This window comes from Microbacterium sp. Leaf203 (assembly GCF_001421275.1).
GTDB lineage: Bacteria > Actinomycetota > Actinomycetes > Actinomycetales > Microbacteriaceae > Microbacterium > Microbacterium testaceum_A.
The window spans coordinates 473,955-489,080 of sequence record NZ_LMKF01000022.1 but is presented as its reverse complement, the minus strand read 5'-3'; the positions used below and the strand labels follow the sequence as shown (position 1 = coordinate 489,080).

Sequence of the window (15,126 nt, the reverse complement as noted above, 5' to 3'; positions counted from 1 at the left end):
AATCGGCGCCTCGCGCGTTTCCGCTCACCCGACGACCGGGGGTCACGTACCCTCGGTCGTTGGGTGAGAGCGGAGCGATGAGGCGCCGTTCCCCCGTTGAGTGAGGTCTCTCCCGTATGGTCACCGCCGTCGACGCTGCCGACATCGCCAAACCCGTCTCTCCCAAGGGCGGAGGACTGTGGCGTTACATCCTGGTCCGTCTGCTCCTGATCATCCCGACGGTGTTCATCCTCGTCACCGTGGTGTTCGTGCTCATGCGCATCACGGGCGACCCGATCACCGCCGCCCTCGGCGGCCGTCTTCCCCCCGATCAGCTCGCGGAGCGCATCGCGCAGGCCGGTTACGACCGGCCGCTGATCGTGCAGTACTTCGAGTACATCGGCGGCATCCTCCGCGGTGACTTCGGCACGACGCTCACCGACAACCGTCCGGTGATCGAGATCCTGCTGCAGTACGGCTCCGCCACCCTCGAGCTCGCGATCTACGCGCTCTTCGTCGCGTTGCTCATCGGCATCCCCTTCGGTCTGATCGCCGCGTACAAGCGCGACCGCTGGCCCGACGCGACCCTGCGCATCGGGGCGATCCTCGGCTACGCGACGCCCATCTTCTTCGTCGGGCTGCTCCTCAAGCTCGTCTTCTCGGTGTGGCTGAGCGTCCTGCCGGTCGCCGGTCGTGCGAGCACCCGCACCGAGTTGAAGTTCGCCTCGATCGAGAACCCCACCGGCATCTACCTGCTCGATGCGATCCGCCTGGGCGACGGGGCGGCCGCGGGTGACGTCCTCGTCCACGCGATCCTGCCCGGTGTGGCTCTCGGCATCCTGACGGCGGGGATCTTCCTGCGTCTGGTGCGCACGAACGTCATCGGCACCCTCGGTGCCCAGTACGTCACCTCGGCGCGCTCGCGCGGCGTGGGGGAGTACCGCCTGGTCACCAAGCACGCCTATCGTCCCGCGCTGATCCCGATCATCACCGTGATCGGCCTGCAGATCGCCCTGCTGCTGTCGGGTGCGGTGCTGACCGAGACGACGTTCGAGTGGAAGGGCCTCGGATTCATGCTCAGCGAGTACCTCAAGGCCCGTGACTTCGTGGCGGTGCAGGGCATCGTCGTGATCATCGCCGTGCTGGTCGCCTTCACTAACTTCCTGGTCGACGTCATCGCGGCGATCATCGACCCGCGAGTGAGGTACTGACATGTCGGATGCCATGACCCCCGCCCTCTCCGACGACAGCGTGACGGTGCGCAAGGTGCCGCTTCGCGACCGCCTGCCGGTGATCTCGCACCTGCGCCGCAGCGTCGGCCTGCAGCGCACCATGCTCGTGCTCGGCCTCGTGATCACCACGGTGTTCCTGTTGACGGCTCTGTTCGCCCCTCTTCTCGCGCCCTACGGGTTCGCGCAGCAGGAGGCCGACGGTGTGAAGTTCGGCACCCAGCAGGCGCCCAGCGCGATGAACCTGCTCGGCACGACCGTCGGCGGGTACGACGTCCTCTCGCGCGTGATCTGGGGAGCGCAGACCGCGCTGCTCGTGATCCTCTGCGCGATCGCGTTCTCGATCTTCCTCGGCATCTTCCTGGGTCTCGTCGGCGGCTACTTCGGCGGCTGGCTGGACCGGATCCTCGTGGTGCTGTGCGACGCGATCTACGCGTTCCCCTCGCTGCTGCTCGCCATCGTCATGTCGATCGCGATCACCAAGGGGCAGTCGACCCTGTGGGGTGGCATCCTGGCCACCGCCATCTCGATCACCGTGGTGTTCGTGCCGCAGTACTTCCGCGTGATCCGCGCCGAGGTGGTGCGCGTGAAGGCCGAGCCCTTCGTCGAGTCGGCGCGCGTGATCGGGGTGCCCACGGCACGCATCCTGCTGCGTCACGTGCTGCGCAACTCGACGCGCTCGCTGCCGGTCGTGGTCACGCTGAACGCCTCCGAGGCGCTGCTGACCCTGGCGGGCCTCGGCTTCCTCGGCTTCGGCATCGAGGCCACCGCCGCCGCCGAGTGGGGCTACGACCTCAACCGCTCGGTGAGCGACGTGACCAGCGGAATCTGGTGGACGGCGATCCCGCCGGGAGTTGCGATCGTGCTCGCCGTGCTCGGCATCACCCTCGTCGGCGAGAGCCTCAACGACCTGAGCGACCCGCGTCTGCGCACGCGCCGCCGCGCGGGTCGCGCTCCCGCTCCCGTCACCGCGGTCGATCCGTCGACGTCTCCGGCCGAAGCCTCGGCCACCGCGTCCCCCGCCGGGTCCCCGGCATCCGCCCCCTCCGATGGGAGCCCCTCATGACCGGCACCACCGCCCCCGTCGCCCGGATCGACGACCTGCGCGTCGCCTTCGCCACCGATGGCGAGCCGGTCGCGGCGATCAACGGCATCTCGCTCGAGGCCCACGCGGGCGAGGTGCTCGCGATCGTCGGCGAGTCGGGCTCGGGCAAGACCGTCACCGCCAACACCCTGCTGGGGCTGCTGCCCGAGACGGCGACGCTGTCGGGCGCGGTCATCGTGCGAGGTCGCGACGGCGACCAGACCGACATCGTGCACGCCACCCGCGCCCAGTTGCGCGAGATGCGCGGGCGCGACGCGGCGATGGTGTTCCAGGAGCCGTCGACCGCCCTCAACCCGGTCTACACGGTCGGGTGGCAGATCGCCGAGGGCCTGCGCGCGCACGAGAAGCTGTCGAAGTCCGAGGCGAAGACCAAGGCCGTCGACATCCTGCGCCGCGTCGGCATCCCCGATCCCGAGAAGCGCGTCGACGACTACCCGCACCAGTTCTCGGGCGGGCAGAAGCAGCGCGTGGTCATCGCGATGGCCCTCGTGCTGAACGCCGGCCTGATCATCGCCGACGAGCCGACCACGGCGCTGGATGTGACGGTGCAGGCCGAGATCCTCGACCTGCTGCGCACGTGCCGCGACGAGTTCGGCGCGACGATCGTGCTCATCACGCACAACATGGGCGTCGTCGCCGACCTCGCCGACCGCGTGATCGTGATGTACCGCGGCGACATCGTCGAGCAGGCGCCCGTGCGCGAGCTGTTCGCCGCCCCGCGCGAGGAGTACACGCGCGAACTGCTCGCGGCCGTGCCGCACGTGGGTCGCGGCAAGAGCTCGCGGCAGTCGCTCGCCGATGCGGCACCCACCTCGCCGCCGGCGGGAAGCCTCGTCGTGGCCGACAAGGTCGAGATCGGGTACCCCGGTCGCTTCGGGTCGCCGGGGGTCGTCGCCGTGAAAGGCGTGGACTTCTGGATCGGCCCCGGCGAAGTGCTCGGTCTGGTCGGAGAGTCCGGCTCGGGAAAGACCACGATCGGTCGCGCGATGGTCGGTCTCACCTCGGTCGTCGGGGGATCGCTCAAGGTCCTCGGCACCGAGATGAACGGCGCGAAGCCCCGCACGCTCGCCAAGACGCGCCCCGACATCGGCTTCGTCTTCCAGGACCCGGCGACGAGCTTCAACCCGCTGCTCACGATCGCGGAGTGCATCGCCGAGCCGCTCGTGGTGCACCGTCGCGTCTCGGGAGCCCGCGCCGCCCGCCAGCGCGTGAACGAGCTGCTGGATGCCGTGCAGCTGCCGACCGCGTTCGGCGATCGCTACCCGCACGAGCTGTCGGGTGGTCAGCGCCAGCGCGCTTCGCTCGCTCGAGCCCTCGCCCTGGACCCGAAGCTGCTCATCGCCGATGAGCCGACCTCGGCGCTCGACGTGTCGGTGCAGGCGCGCGTGCTGCAGCTGTTCGCGCAGTTGCAGGCGGAGTTCGGGTTCGCGTGCCTGTTCATCAGCCACGACCTCGCCGTCGTCGACGAGGTGGCCGACCGCGTGGTCGTGCTGCAGCGGGGCGTGATCCGTGAGCAGGGCACGACCGTGCAGGTGCTCACCGAGCCGCGCGACGACTACACGAAGCGCCTGCTCGTGTCGCTGCCGGTGCCGGACCCGGTCGAGCAGGAGAACCGCCGCGAGCTGTGGCGGTCGACCCGCGGGGTCTGACGACTGACGAGAGCGGGGCCCTCACGTACGCAGCGTGGGGGCCCCGAGTCGTATCGGCTGACATTGCGCAGGGTCAGTGATTCAGCGCGATGGGCCGGACGCCGGCGGAGCGTGCCCCGCGTCAGCGCCCGAAGACCGTCGTGAGGATCCACCACGCGGCGAAACCGGCGATCACGACGAACGACCACACGGGGATTCCCCGCTTCAGTCGCCGCCCCTCACGGGCCACGCCCGCGGGCGGCGGGGTGAGCAGGGGAGCGCCCTGGACGGTGGCCCCCGGGATCCCGGATGCCACGGCCCCGGTCGTCGCTCGGGTCAGGCGGTCGTCGCGCCAGCGCGCCCACTGCGCGAGCTTGTCGTCGATCGCGGCGACCGTGGCGAACAGCCATTCCCAGGTCGCGGGGTCGAGGGTCGTCAGGTCGCGCTTGGCGTAGAGGAACAGCCAGTCGTCGACGATCTCGACGTCGAGGGCCGCGGCGTTGTCGACGAAGCGGGCCATGACGTCGGGGGTGAAGAGGTACAGCGCGTCGCGCTCGTAGCCCTCGGGGCAGTACAGCGCGAAGTGCTGGTCGAAGTCGCCCTCGAGGCTCAGGCGCTGGTCGCGTCCGAACGTGATCGGCAGGTTCGAGCCGCCGAACAGACCGTTGTTGCCCACGGCATCCAGCACGATGTGGGGCAGAGGGGTGTCGAGCCGCAACGCCACGTATCCCCAGCGGTGGGTCTGCTTGTTCTTGCCCGACCCGGTCTCGTACGTGTAGTTGGCCACCTCGAGGGTGCGCGGCTGCGTCCGCCGCATCACGTCGTGCAGCTCCTGGTTGCGGCCGAGGTCGAAGATCATGCCCGGGAGTCGGGGGTTCGAATATCCCGGATGCCACGTCATGCCGTTCGCGCTCGCGAACAGGCTCAGCCGGTAGCGGCGTGCCGCGGCGCCGCCGACCCCGCGGATGACCGCCCACGCGATGAGCCCCGCGATGACGAGCATGATCGCGAAGGGCAGGAGCCCGAAGACGCTGCCGCTGCTGCCCGTGAACGCGATCGCCATGAACGAGACGAAGGTCGGAACGACGATGAACAGGGCCGCGAGGCCCACGAACGCGAACACGATGATCGTGAACGCGCGGCTCTGCAACATTCCCTTCTCGCGCAGCGCCTTGCTGAAGGCGCGGACCTTCGCGCGGTCGATCGGCTGGGTCAGGGCGGTGGTGTCGAGAGTCATGTTCACTGTGCCAAGAAGAAGAGGAAGCCGGCCGCGAAGACGACGAGCGGGATGACGACGAGGGACCCGGCCACGACGAGCAGGGCGATGAGCCAGGCGTTGCTGCGTTTGAGCCTCTGACCGGGAGGGGCGACTCCGACCGGCGCGGGGGTGAACGTCATCGGCAGGGGCGCGGGTGTCGGCGCCGCGGCTGTCGGTGCAACGGCTCCCGGCGTCGCGGCGACCGGAACGGGTCGCGGTGCGAAAGCCCCCTCCTGCAGCCTGTCGTCGCGCCACCGCCCCCACTGCTCGAGCTTGTCGAGCAGCGCCGAGACGACCGCGAACGCCCACGCCCACCGGGCCGGGTCGAGGGTCGAGAGCTCGTCGGGCGAGTAGAGGAACATCCAGTCGTCGACGATCTCGACCTCGAGCGCCGAGGCGTTGTCGATGAAACGCGCCATGACGTCGGGGGTGAAGAGGTACAGCGCGTCGCGCTCGTAGCCCTGGGGGCACGACAGGTGGAAGTACCGGTCGAAGTCGCCCTCGAGGCTCAACCGCTGCCCGCGCTCCCACAGGCCGAGTTTCACCCCGTTGCCCACGGCATCCAGCACGATGTGGGGGAGGGGGACGTCGAGGCGGATCGCGATGTAGCCCCAGCGCGAGGTATGCGTGTTCTTGCCGTCGCTCGTCGTGTACGAGTAGTTGCCGATCTCGACGAACCGCGGCTCGCGCCCGCGCAGGATGTCGTAGCCCGTGCGGTCGCCGCCGACCCCGAACAGCACCCCCGGAAGCGGGGGGGGTCGGCACCGCGGGCACGTACTCCATGCCCACGTCGCGGCTGAATCCCGCGAGCCGCCAGCGGCGGTCCTCCTGGGTGCGCTGGGCCCTCTGGCCGAGGAACCACGCCAGCGCCAGCCCGCCGAGACCCAGCACGATCGGGAAGAGGAACAGGATGCCGAGGATGAACGACCCTTCGCGCAGCACCGGCGCCAGCAGCACCGCCGCGACGATGATGACGACGCCGATCCCGCCGATGAGCGCGAACGCGATGGCGAAGATGACGACGGCCGCACCCGTGCCCGGGAGCCGGCCCCTTTTGCGCAGGTCGGCGGTGAATGCCTTCGCGGCCCGGGGGTCGGGCGGCGTCAGCAACGCTCGTGCGTCGAATGGTCGGATCCCTGCCATGCGGCCCCCCGCCGTCGTCTGGTCACGTCCACGCTACCGATGTCCGATTCCCCGAGGCGAGCGGCATCCGTTAGACTACGAAGGTTGTCCGGCGACGCCCATGCGCGTGTGAGCCCGTGACGACGTGCAACACACCCTCCTGCTGCCGGGAAATGCCCGTCAGCCGTTCTAGTCCGAAGGAGGTGGGTTAGTGACGCACCAGTACGAACTCATGGTCATCTTCGATCCCGAGATCGACGAGCGCCAGGTCGCTCCGAAGCTCGACGGATTCCTCAAGGTCATCACGGCCGATGGAGGAACCATCGACAAGATCGACATCTGGGGCCGCCGTCGTCTCGCCTACGAGATCCGCAAGAAGAACGAGGGCATCTACGCCGTCGTCAACTTCGTCGCGACCAGCGAGGCCACGAACGAGCTCGACCGTCAGCTGAAGCTGAACGAGCAGATCATGCGCACCAAGGTCCTGCGCGCCGAAGAAGCGATCGCCCAGGTCGCCGCCGAGGCCAAGCGCTCCGAGGAGAAGGCCGCCCGCAAGGCCGCCGCTCCCCGCAAGGTCGAGTCCGCCGAGAAGGCTGCGAAGTAACGACGATGGCCGGCGAAACCGTCATCACCGTCGTGGGTAACCTCACGGCCGACCCCGAGCTGCGGTACACGCAGAACGGGCTCCCGGTCGCGAACTTCACCATCGCGTCGACCCCCCGCACGTTCGACCGTCAGGCGAACGAGTGGAAGGACGGCGAGGCGCTCTTCCTGCGTGCCTCGGTGTGGCGCGAATTCGCCGAGCACGTCGCCGGTTCGCTGACGAAGGGCAGCCGTGTCATCGCGACCGGTCGCCTCAAGCAGCGTTCGTACCAGGACCGCGAGGGAAACAACCGCACCTCCATCGAACTCGAAGTCGATGAGATCGGTCCCTCGCTCCGCTACGCGACCGCCCAGGTCACCCGTGCCGCCGGTGGCGGTAACGGTGGCGGCGGCGGTGGCGGTCAGCGCGCGCAGGTGCAGCAGTCGAACGACGAGCCGTGGTCGACGCCCGGTTCGAACAACGGCGGCGGCAACAACGGCGGCGCAGACGCGTGGAGCACTCCTGGTTCCTACGGAGACGACACCCCGTTCTGAACTTCGCCCCGCTCTCGAGCGAGACGACCCCTGAAATTCCGGATGCCGTGTCCCGGTCCGCGTGACCGACTCGGCGTCCGAACCACACGAAAGAAGGAAGCATGGCTGGAAAGGCCACTGGCGACCGCCGCAAGCCGCGGAAGGGCGCGAAGAACGCAGCCCCCGCGAAGGCGATCCGCGTCGGCGTCATCGACTACAAGGACGTCCCCACCCTCCGCAAGTTCATCTCGGAGCGCGGCAAGATCCGCGCCCGTCGTATCACCGGTGTCTCCGTGCAGGAGCAGCGTCTGATCGCCCGCGCCATCAAGAACGCGCGCGAGATGGCTCTTCTGCCCTACGCCGGCGCCGGCCGCTAAGGAGCACCCGATGGCAAAGCTGATTCTCACTAATGAGGTCACCGGGCTCGGTAGCGCCGGTGATGTTGTCGAGGTCAAGAACGGGTACGCCCGTAACTACCTCATCCCGCAGGGCTTCGCCGTGTCGTGGAGCCGTGGTGGCGAGAAGCAGGTCGCGTCGATCCGCGCTGCTCGCGAGACCCGCGCGATCCACGACCACGAAGAGGCCGTGTCGCTGAAGAACACGCTCGAGTCGAACACCGTCAAGCTGGCCGTCAAGGCCGGCAACGAGGGTCGCCTCTTCGGTTCGGTCAAGCCCGCCGATGTCGCCGACGCCGTCAAGGCTGCCGGTCTGGGCGAGCTCGACAAGCGCAAGATCCAGATCACCTCTTCGATCAAGTCGGTCGGCGAGCACGAGGCGACCGTTCGCCTGCGTGACGACGTCACCGCCGTGATCACCCTCCAGGTGGTCGCCGCGAAGTAATTCGCGACGCACGATTCGGCCCCGCTCCTGCTTCGGCAGGGCGGGGCCTTTTCGCGTTCGCCCTCATCGGTTCGGGGCGGGTTTCTGTGGTTGGGGCGTGAATTTTCCGCCCCGACGTGCGGGATGCGCCCCAAACCCGCCCGCCGCGGGGGTCGTCGGGGGGACGGATGCCGTGACCCTAGGCTGAGTGCCGTGACCGACCATCGCGCACCTGAGCGCATCGTCCGCCGCTTCGCGCGCTCATCGAACCTCATGATCGCCGGACGCCCCTTCGCGGCGACCGGGGCCGGCGCCGACGCGCTGGCGGAGCTGTTGGTGGGGCTGGGCGGCATCCCGAGTCCCTCTCCGAGCGCGGGGCGCGTCGAGTTCGACCTGGATGCCGACCGGGTGCTGCTCGACGGCAAGCCCCTGCCCGAGCGGGGCGACGCGGCGGGGCGGATCGCTTTCGCGCGAGAGCACATGCCCGTGGCCGCGGCCCTCGCCCAGCGTCTCGACCTGACCGGCCTGCGGGTGGGCGTGGCGATGGTGCTCGAGCCCAAGACGGCCGTGCTGTCGCTGCTGCTGCGAGAGCGCGGCGCCGAGGTGTCGGTGTACGCGCACCCGGACGAGACCGACGTCGCGGTCGCCGACGAACTGCGCGAGCGGGGCTTCGCGGTGACGGCGGATCCGGCGCTCGCGGGTGCTGAGGAGCGCGCGGCGGCCCTGGGGTTCCTCCGCGCGGGGCTCGACGTGCTGCTCGACGACGGGGCGCATCTGATCCGTCTGGCGCACGAGGCGGATCCCGCGCTCGTTGACGGCTGGATCGGGGCCTGCGAAGAGACGACGAGCGGGCTGACCCCGCTCCGCCGCATGCAGGATGCCGGTCTGCTGCGCTGCGCCGTGATGGCGGTGAACGACGCGCGCACCAAGACCATGTTCGACAACCGCTACGGCACGGGGCAGTCGTGCGTCTTCGCGATCGCGGATCTGCTCGAGGAGCGGGGAATCGCGCTGACGGATCAGCCGGCCCTCGTCATCGGCTACGGGCCGGTCGGGCAGGGTGTGGCAGCGCACCTCCGCGCCCTTGGGGCAGAGGTGCGCGTCGCCGAGACCGACCCCGTGCGAGCGCTCGAAGCGCGGCACGACGGGTTCCGCACGGGCCGGGCGCTCGAACTGGCCGAGGGAGCCCTGGTGGTGTCGGCGACCGGCGCGCCCGCGACTGTGACGCCCGAGATCGCCGCCGGGGCCCGCGTGGTCGCGGTCGCCGGGGGCGTGCCGGGCGAGGTCGTCGAGGCGGGGTCCGCTCTGCTGCTGGGCGGCGGGGGAGCGGTGAACATCACGGCGGCCGAGGGCAACCCCATCGAGATCATGGACCTGTCGTTCTCGGTGCAGCTCGCGGCACTCGGGGAGTTGATCGAGCGACGGCCCGCGCCGGGTGTCCACGCCCTGGGACCCGAGGTCGACGACCTCGTCGCCCGCACGGCACTCGCGGTGCGGGGAGCGGCGGTGGATGTCGCGCGCGCCCTCGACCCCGAAGGCCTCGACGACTGGCGGTCGCCGCGATTCGCGGGCGGTGACGCATGAGCGTCGTGTTGTATTCGGCATCCCTCGTCGTGCCCGTGACGGCACCGCCCATCCCGGGTGGGGCGATCGCCGTGGCCGGGGGCCGCATCCGGCACGTCGGGGATCGCGAATGGGTGCGTCACGAACTGCGGGCGCGCGGGGTCGCCTTCGACGAGGTGCACTGGCCGGGCGTCCTCACCCCCGGACTCGTCAACGCCCACTCGCACCTGCAGTACACCGGCATGGCCGAGGTCGGCCGGGGGTCGTATTCGGGCTTCGACGACTGGGACGAGGCGTTCACCCCCGTCTATCGCGCCGGTCACGACTGGGCGGCGGATGCCAGGACCGGAGCGCTCGCGATGATCGCCGCGGGGACCACGGCGGTGGCCGACATCGTCACCGACGTCGAGGCGGCGTCGGCGTTGCACGACGCGCGGCTGCACGGCATCACCTACTGGGAGGTGATGAGCTGGACGAACGCGGCGTGGGCCGAGCGCGGCCGCGCCGAGGTGGAGGCGCGCCTCGACGCGCTGCCCGCTCCTCCCGGGACCGGCCTCTCTCCGCACGCGCCGTACTCGCTCGACGTGGAGCCGTTGCTCGAGATCCCCGACATCGTGCGCGAGCGCGGCAGCCGTCTGCACCTGCACCTGGGCGAGGCCGCCTTCGAACGCGAGCACGGTGAGGCCGTGCCGTGGCAGCTGCACCGGCCGACGAGCTTCCGCGCGCTCCGCGACGAGGGCTTCGGCACCGGGGCGACCGAGTTCGTCGACGAGCTCGGCGTGCTCGGCCCCGATTGCCACATCGCCCACGGGGTCTACATGACGGCGCGCGATCGGGCGATCCTGCGCGCGCGGGGGACGACCGTGGCGCTCTGCCCGCGCTCGAATGCGGTCATCGGTCTCGACGAGCCGCCGGTCGCCGCGTACCTGCTCGAGGGCAACGCGCTCGCCGTGGGCACCGACTCGTTGGCATCCAGTCCCTCGCTCGATCTGCTCGCCGACGTGTCGGCGCTTCACCGCCTGGCGCGTGCGCAGGGGTACGTGAACCGCGACCTGTCGGAGCTGCTGCTGCGCGCGGCGACCCTGGGCGGAGCGCACGCGATGGGGCTCGACACCGGGCCCGCTCGCACGGGGTATCTCGCGGTGGGGGCCGTGGCCGATCTCGCGTTCTTCGACGTGCCGGTGTCGGAGGTCGATGACACCATCGAGCACCTCGTCGTCGACGGCGAGGGGCGTGCCGCCGCGACGTTCATCGACGGCGAGGTGCGCTCGGCATCCGCCGCCTTCACCCGAGAGACCGGAGTATCCGCCGATGACCGCTGAGCGTCCCGTCACCGCCGTCCTGCTCGATCTCGAACCGCACGCCGAGGGCGGGTGGTTCCGCCGAATGTGGACCGGCAGCGTCGAGGTAGACACCCCCGCCGGCACGCGGCCCGCGGCCACGTGCATCCACTACCTGCTGACCCCGGGCGAAGAGAGCGCGTGGCACGTCGTGACCAGCGACGAGGTGTGGCTCTGGCACGGGCCGGGAGCCCTCGAGCTATCGCTCGGCGGCGGCGGAGAGCAGCCCGGGGCCGCGCGCACCGTGACGCTCGGGCCCGATCTCGCCGCGGGGCACGTGCTGCAGCACACCGTGCCCGCGGGGGTCTGGCAGGCGGCCCGACCGGCGGGTGACGCCGAGGTCGTGGTCAGTTGCGTGGTCTCTCCCGGCTTCAGCTTCGCCGACTGGCGCCTCGCCGAGTAGCCGCGTCCCGTGTCCCCAGGTTTCACCGGCGACATCCCCTGAAACATCCGCTCGGTACGCTGTGCACATCACAGCACTCCGGGGATGACCCCGATACGTCCACGAGGAGACATCGTGACCGCTTCCGCACGCCTGCGCCGCGCCGCCGCTCTGACCGCCGTGGCCGCCGCCACGCTCGTCACGCTGACGGCCTGCGCCTTCGCCCCCACCGGATCCGACGCCGGTTCCGCCCCCGCCACCGAGGGCGCCCTGCAGACCGTCGCCGCCGGCAAGCTCACGATCGCCACCGGGGAGCCCGCGTTCTCGCCCTGGGTCGAGAACGACGACCCCGCCTCGTGCCAGGGCTTCGAGGCGGCCGTCTCGTGCGCCGTTGCCGAGAAGCTCGGCTTCACGAAGGACGACATCGTCTGGGTGCGCTCCAACTTCGACAGCGCGATCGCCCCGGGCCCGAAGGACTGGGACATGAACGTCCAGCAGTTCTCGATCACCGACCAGCGCAAGCAGGCCGTCGACTTCTCGTCGCCGTACTACACGACCACCCAGGCGATCGTCACGACGGGCACCTCGCCCGCCGCCTCGGCCACGACCGTCGCCGAGCTGAAGAACATCCCCGTGGGCGTCATGAGCGCCACGACCAGCTACCAAGTCGCCAAGGACCAGCTGGGCACGGCCAACCTCAGCGTCTTCAACTCCAACGACGACGCCGTCGCCGCTCTCCAGTCGGGCCAGGTCGATGCGATTGTCGTCGACCTGCCGACCGCGTTCTACCTCGCCGGGGCCGTGCTCGACAACGGCAAGGTCGTAGGCCAGCTGCCCGACTCCTCCGCCGGTGGCGACGAGCTTGCCTACGTCCTGCCCAAGGGCTCGGCCCTGACCACCCCCGTCAGCGACGCGGTCGACGCCCTGAAGGCCGACGGCACCCTCGACCAGCTGCAGCAGGAGTGGCTCGGTGGCACGGCCGCCGCGCCCGTGCTGAAGTAACTCCGTGGCATCCACGTCTTCCGACACCGCGTGGCGCCCGAGCGAGCTCGAGCTCGGTCGGCGCGCCACGCGGCGTCAGCAGTCGACGAAGTCGGTGCTGATCGCGCTGGTCAGCTCGGTCGTCTTTGTCGTGGTCGTCGGCTGGGCGATCCTCTCGAGCCCCGGCTGGGAAGACGTGCGCCGCAGCTTCTTCGACCTCGACATCGCGGTCAAGAGCTTCCCCTCGATCCTCGCGGGGCTGTGGGTCAACATCCAGGTGCTCATCGTCGCCGCGCTCGCCGTGGCGGTGCTCGGCACGACCCTCGCGGTCATGCGCTCGCTGCGGGGGCCGGTGTTCTTTCCCCTGCGCGCCCTGGCCACGATCTACACCGACCTGTTCCGCGGCATCCCTCTGCTGATCGTGCTGTACCTGGTGGGCTTCGGCCTGCCGGCGCTCGGGATCTTCGGGCGCGTACCGGTCGTGCTGTGGGGGACCATCGCGATCGTGCTGACCTACTCGGCGTACATCGCCGAGGTGCTGCGCGCGGGCATGGAGGCCGTGCACCCCTCGCAGCGCGTCGCCGCCCGGTCGATGGGGCTGACGCACGGGCAGACGCTGCGGATCGTCGTGATTCCCCAGGGCGTGCGCAAGGTCGTGCCGGCGCTCATGAACGACTTCGTGTCGATGCAGAAAGACGTCGGGCTCATCTCGGTGCTCGGAGCGGTGGATGCCGTGCGCGCGGCGCAGATCTCCGCGGCCGAGTACTACAACTTCACGCCGTACATCGTGGCGGCGCTGCTGTTCGTCGCGATGGCGCTGCCGATGATCCGCCTGACCGACTACGTCTCGGCGCGGTTGGCCAAGCGCGAGCAGATGGGCGGGATCGTATGAGCGTGCTCGACGTCCGCGCGGTGCGGAAGGCGTTCGGCGATCACGTCGTGCTCGACGGCATCGACCTCGACATCGCGAAGCACGAGGTGGTCGTGCTGATCGGTGCCTCGGGTTCGGGCAAGTCGACCCTGCTGCGCACCATCAACCTCATCGAGCGCGTCGACGACGGCCAGATCCTGCTGAACGGCGACGATCTGACCGACCCGACCATCGACCAGGATTCCGCCCGGTCGCGCATCGGCGTGGTGTTCCAGCACTTCAACCTGTTTCCGCACCTGCGCGTGATCGACAACGTCACGCTGGCTGCGCGCAAAGTGCACGGGATGCCGAAGGCCGAGGCCTACGCCCGCGGCACCGAACTGCTCGAGCAGCTGGGTCTCGGTGCGAAGGCACGCGAGTTCCCCGACCGGCTGTCGGGCGGTCAGCAGCAGCGCGTCGCGATCGTGCGCGCCGTGATGACCGACCCCGAGCTGCTGCTGCTCGACGAGATCACCTCGGCCCTCGACCCCCAGCTGGTGGGCGAGGTGCTCGACCTGGTGCGGGTGCTGCGCGACCGCGGGTCGACCATGCTCATGGCCACGCACGAGATGTCGTTCGCGCGCGAGGTGGCCGACCGCATCGTGTTCATGAAGGGCGGCAAGATCGTCGAGCAGGGCACGCCCGCGCAGATCTTCGATGACCCGCAGAAGCCCGAGACGATCGCGTTCCTCGAGCGCGAGAGGCGCGGCGGGGCGCTGTAACCCGACGGGGTCGCGGCGCGCGGGTGCGGTGGCTCGGCGTGTGGGGCGGGTTTCGTATTTCGGGGCGCGAATTGCACGCCCCAAAGTGCAAAGTTCGCCCCAAACACCGGCGCAGGCCGGTGCGGTGGCCCTGCGCGCGGTGACGGAGCGCAAGTGCCGGGGTCGCCGCGCGGGGCGCGGTGGCTCGGCGTTTGGGGCGCGTGTTGCGCTTCGGGGCGAGATTCTCGCGCCCCGAACGGCGGGATCCGCCCCGAACCCCGCGTAGGGCGACGCTCGCATCGATTCGGGTCGGCTGCCGTCTGTGAGTCACGTCCGGGCACGCCGCGACACCGGATGCCGCCCCGAGGGCGTGGCATCCGGTGTCGCGTTCTGTGGGCGAACGCTCCGGGTCAGGCGACCGAGCGGCGGCGACGCAGCAGCAGACCGGCTCCGAGGAGCAGGGTCAGCAGACCGGCGATGCCGAGGCCGGCGGCCATCGAGCCGTCGGTGCCCGTCACGGCGAGGGCGCCGCGGGTGGTGCCCATGCCGGTGGCGGCCACGGAGCCGACCGACGCGACCTTACCGATCACGGCGGGGGCGCCGTTGGTGCCGTTCGTTCCGTTCGTGCCGTTCGTTCCCGGGGTACCGGGGGTGCCGGGCGTTCCGGGGGTGCCGGGCGTTCCGGGCGTTCCGGGGGTGCCAGGCGTTCCGGGGGTACCGGGGGTGCCGGGCGTTCCCGGGGTGCCGGGCGTTCCGGTGGTCGAGCCGGTGGTGGTGCTGTCACCGATCACCGAGACCGCGTTGCCCCCGATGGTGACGGGGATGTTGATCGGCAGACCGATGATGTTGCCGCCGCCGATGCTGCCCGTGCCGTCGGTGCTGGAACCGCCGGTCGAGCCGGTGGTGCCGCCGGTGGTGGTGGCGTTCTGGGACGTGCTGTCGCCGACACCCGAGACGGCGTTGCCGCCGATGGTGACGGGGGCGTTGATCGGC

General features: G+C 70.2%; 15 protein-coding genes and 1 pseudogene. 13 read left to right on the top strand and 3 right to left on the bottom strand.

The window, feature by feature from the left end; genetic code table 11:
* The first annotated feature begins 116 nt into the window (after positions 1–116).
* From ASE56_RS03510 to ASE56_RS03500, 3 genes are read left to right on the top strand one after another with little or no spacing between them, the layout of a single operon-like run.
* Positions 117–1,190, top strand: a complete 1,074-nt coding sequence (locus ASE56_RS03510) for an ABC transporter permease (RefSeq protein WP_056224978.1) — start codon at positions 117–119, stop codon at positions 1,188–1,190.
* Positions 1,191–1,203: 13 nt separating this feature from the next.
* Entirely contained in the window at positions 1,204–2,274 is a 1,071-nt protein-coding gene (locus tag ASE56_RS03505) for an ABC transporter permease (RefSeq protein WP_056228129.1), read from the top strand.
* Positions 2,271–3,962, top strand: coding sequence for an ABC transporter ATP-binding protein (locus ASE56_RS03500; RefSeq protein ID WP_056224976.1), 1,692 nt, complete (start codon positions 2,271–2,273; stop codon positions 3,960–3,962). The genes ASE56_RS03505 and ASE56_RS03500 overlap by 4 nt, the downstream gene beginning before the upstream one ends.
* Before the next feature lie 121 nt (positions 3,963–4,083).
* On the opposite strand, the gene ASE56_RS03495 is transcribed toward ASE56_RS03500, so the two are convergent.
* Positions 4,084–5,178 carry a hypothetical protein gene (locus ASE56_RS03495; RefSeq protein WP_056224974.1) on the bottom strand — a complete coding sequence of 365 codons (1,095 nt, stop codon included), beginning with the start codon at positions 5,176–5,178 and terminating at the stop codon, positions 4,084–4,086.
* A 2-nt stretch (positions 5,179–5,180) separates the two neighbouring features.
* Positions 5,181–5,939, bottom strand: a complete 759-nt coding sequence (locus ASE56_RS03490) for a hypothetical protein (RefSeq protein WP_056224970.1) — start codon at positions 5,937–5,939, stop codon at positions 5,181–5,183.
* Positions 5,940–6,532: 593 nt separating this feature from the next.
* On the opposite strand from ASE56_RS03490, the gene rpsF reads away from it, so the two are divergent.
* From rpsF to ASE56_RS03440, 10 genes are all read left to right on the top strand, one after another.
* Positions 6,533–6,925, top strand: a complete 393-nt coding sequence (rpsF, locus tag ASE56_RS03485; protein WP_056224969.1) for a 30S ribosomal protein S6 — start codon at positions 6,533–6,535, stop codon at positions 6,923–6,925.
* Positions 6,926–6,930: 5 nt separating this feature from the next.
* On the top strand, positions 6,931–7,458 hold the full coding sequence (locus tag ASE56_RS03480; RefSeq protein WP_056224967.1) for a single-stranded DNA-binding protein: 528 nt from the start codon (positions 6,931–6,933) through the stop codon (positions 7,456–7,458).
* A gap of 101 nt (positions 7,459–7,559) precedes the next feature.
* On the top strand, positions 7,560–7,814 hold the full coding sequence (gene rpsR, locus ASE56_RS03475; protein WP_055832386.1) for a 30S ribosomal protein S18: 255 nt from the start codon (positions 7,560–7,562) through the stop codon (positions 7,812–7,814).
* A 10-nt stretch (positions 7,815–7,824) separates the two neighbouring features.
* On the top strand, positions 7,825–8,277 hold the full coding sequence (gene rplI, locus ASE56_RS03470; protein WP_056224965.1) for a 50S ribosomal protein L9: 453 nt from the start codon (positions 7,825–7,827) through the stop codon (positions 8,275–8,277).
* A gap of 192 nt (positions 8,278–8,469) precedes the next feature.
* A complete protein-coding gene (locus tag ASE56_RS03465; RefSeq protein WP_056224963.1) occupies positions 8,470–9,840 on the top strand; it encodes an adenosylhomocysteinase in 1,371 nt (456 codons plus the stop codon).
* A complete protein-coding gene (locus ASE56_RS03460; RefSeq protein WP_056224961.1) occupies positions 9,837–11,141 on the top strand; it encodes an amidohydrolase family protein in 1,305 nt (434 codons plus the stop codon). The genes ASE56_RS03465 and ASE56_RS03460 overlap by 4 nt, the downstream gene beginning before the upstream one ends.
* Positions 11,131–11,562, top strand: a complete 432-nt coding sequence (locus tag ASE56_RS03455) for a cupin domain-containing protein (RefSeq protein ID WP_056224960.1) — start codon at positions 11,131–11,133, stop codon at positions 11,560–11,562. The genes ASE56_RS03460 and ASE56_RS03455 overlap by 11 nt, the downstream gene beginning before the upstream one ends.
* Before the next feature lie 114 nt (positions 11,563–11,676).
* On the top strand, positions 11,677–12,543 hold the full coding sequence (locus ASE56_RS03450) for an ABC transporter substrate-binding protein (protein WP_235556920.1): 867 nt from the start codon (positions 11,677–11,679) through the stop codon (positions 12,541–12,543).
* Positions 12,544–12,547: 4 nt separating this feature from the next.
* Positions 12,548–13,414, top strand: a complete 867-nt coding sequence (locus ASE56_RS03445; protein WP_056224954.1) for an amino acid ABC transporter permease — start codon at positions 12,548–12,550, stop codon at positions 13,412–13,414.
* Positions 13,411–14,154: an amino acid ABC transporter ATP-binding protein gene (locus tag ASE56_RS03440; protein ID WP_056224951.1), complete on the top strand. Its 744-nt coding sequence runs from the start codon at positions 13,411–13,413 to the stop codon at positions 14,152–14,154. Before ASE56_RS03445 ends, ASE56_RS03440 begins: the two co-directional genes overlap by 4 nt.
* A gap of 389 nt (positions 14,155–14,543) precedes the next feature.
* On the opposite strand, the pseudogene ASE56_RS17475 reads toward ASE56_RS03440, so the two are convergent.
* Positions 14,544–15,126: pseudogene (locus ASE56_RS17475) on the bottom strand (hypothetical protein); the annotation flags it as partial.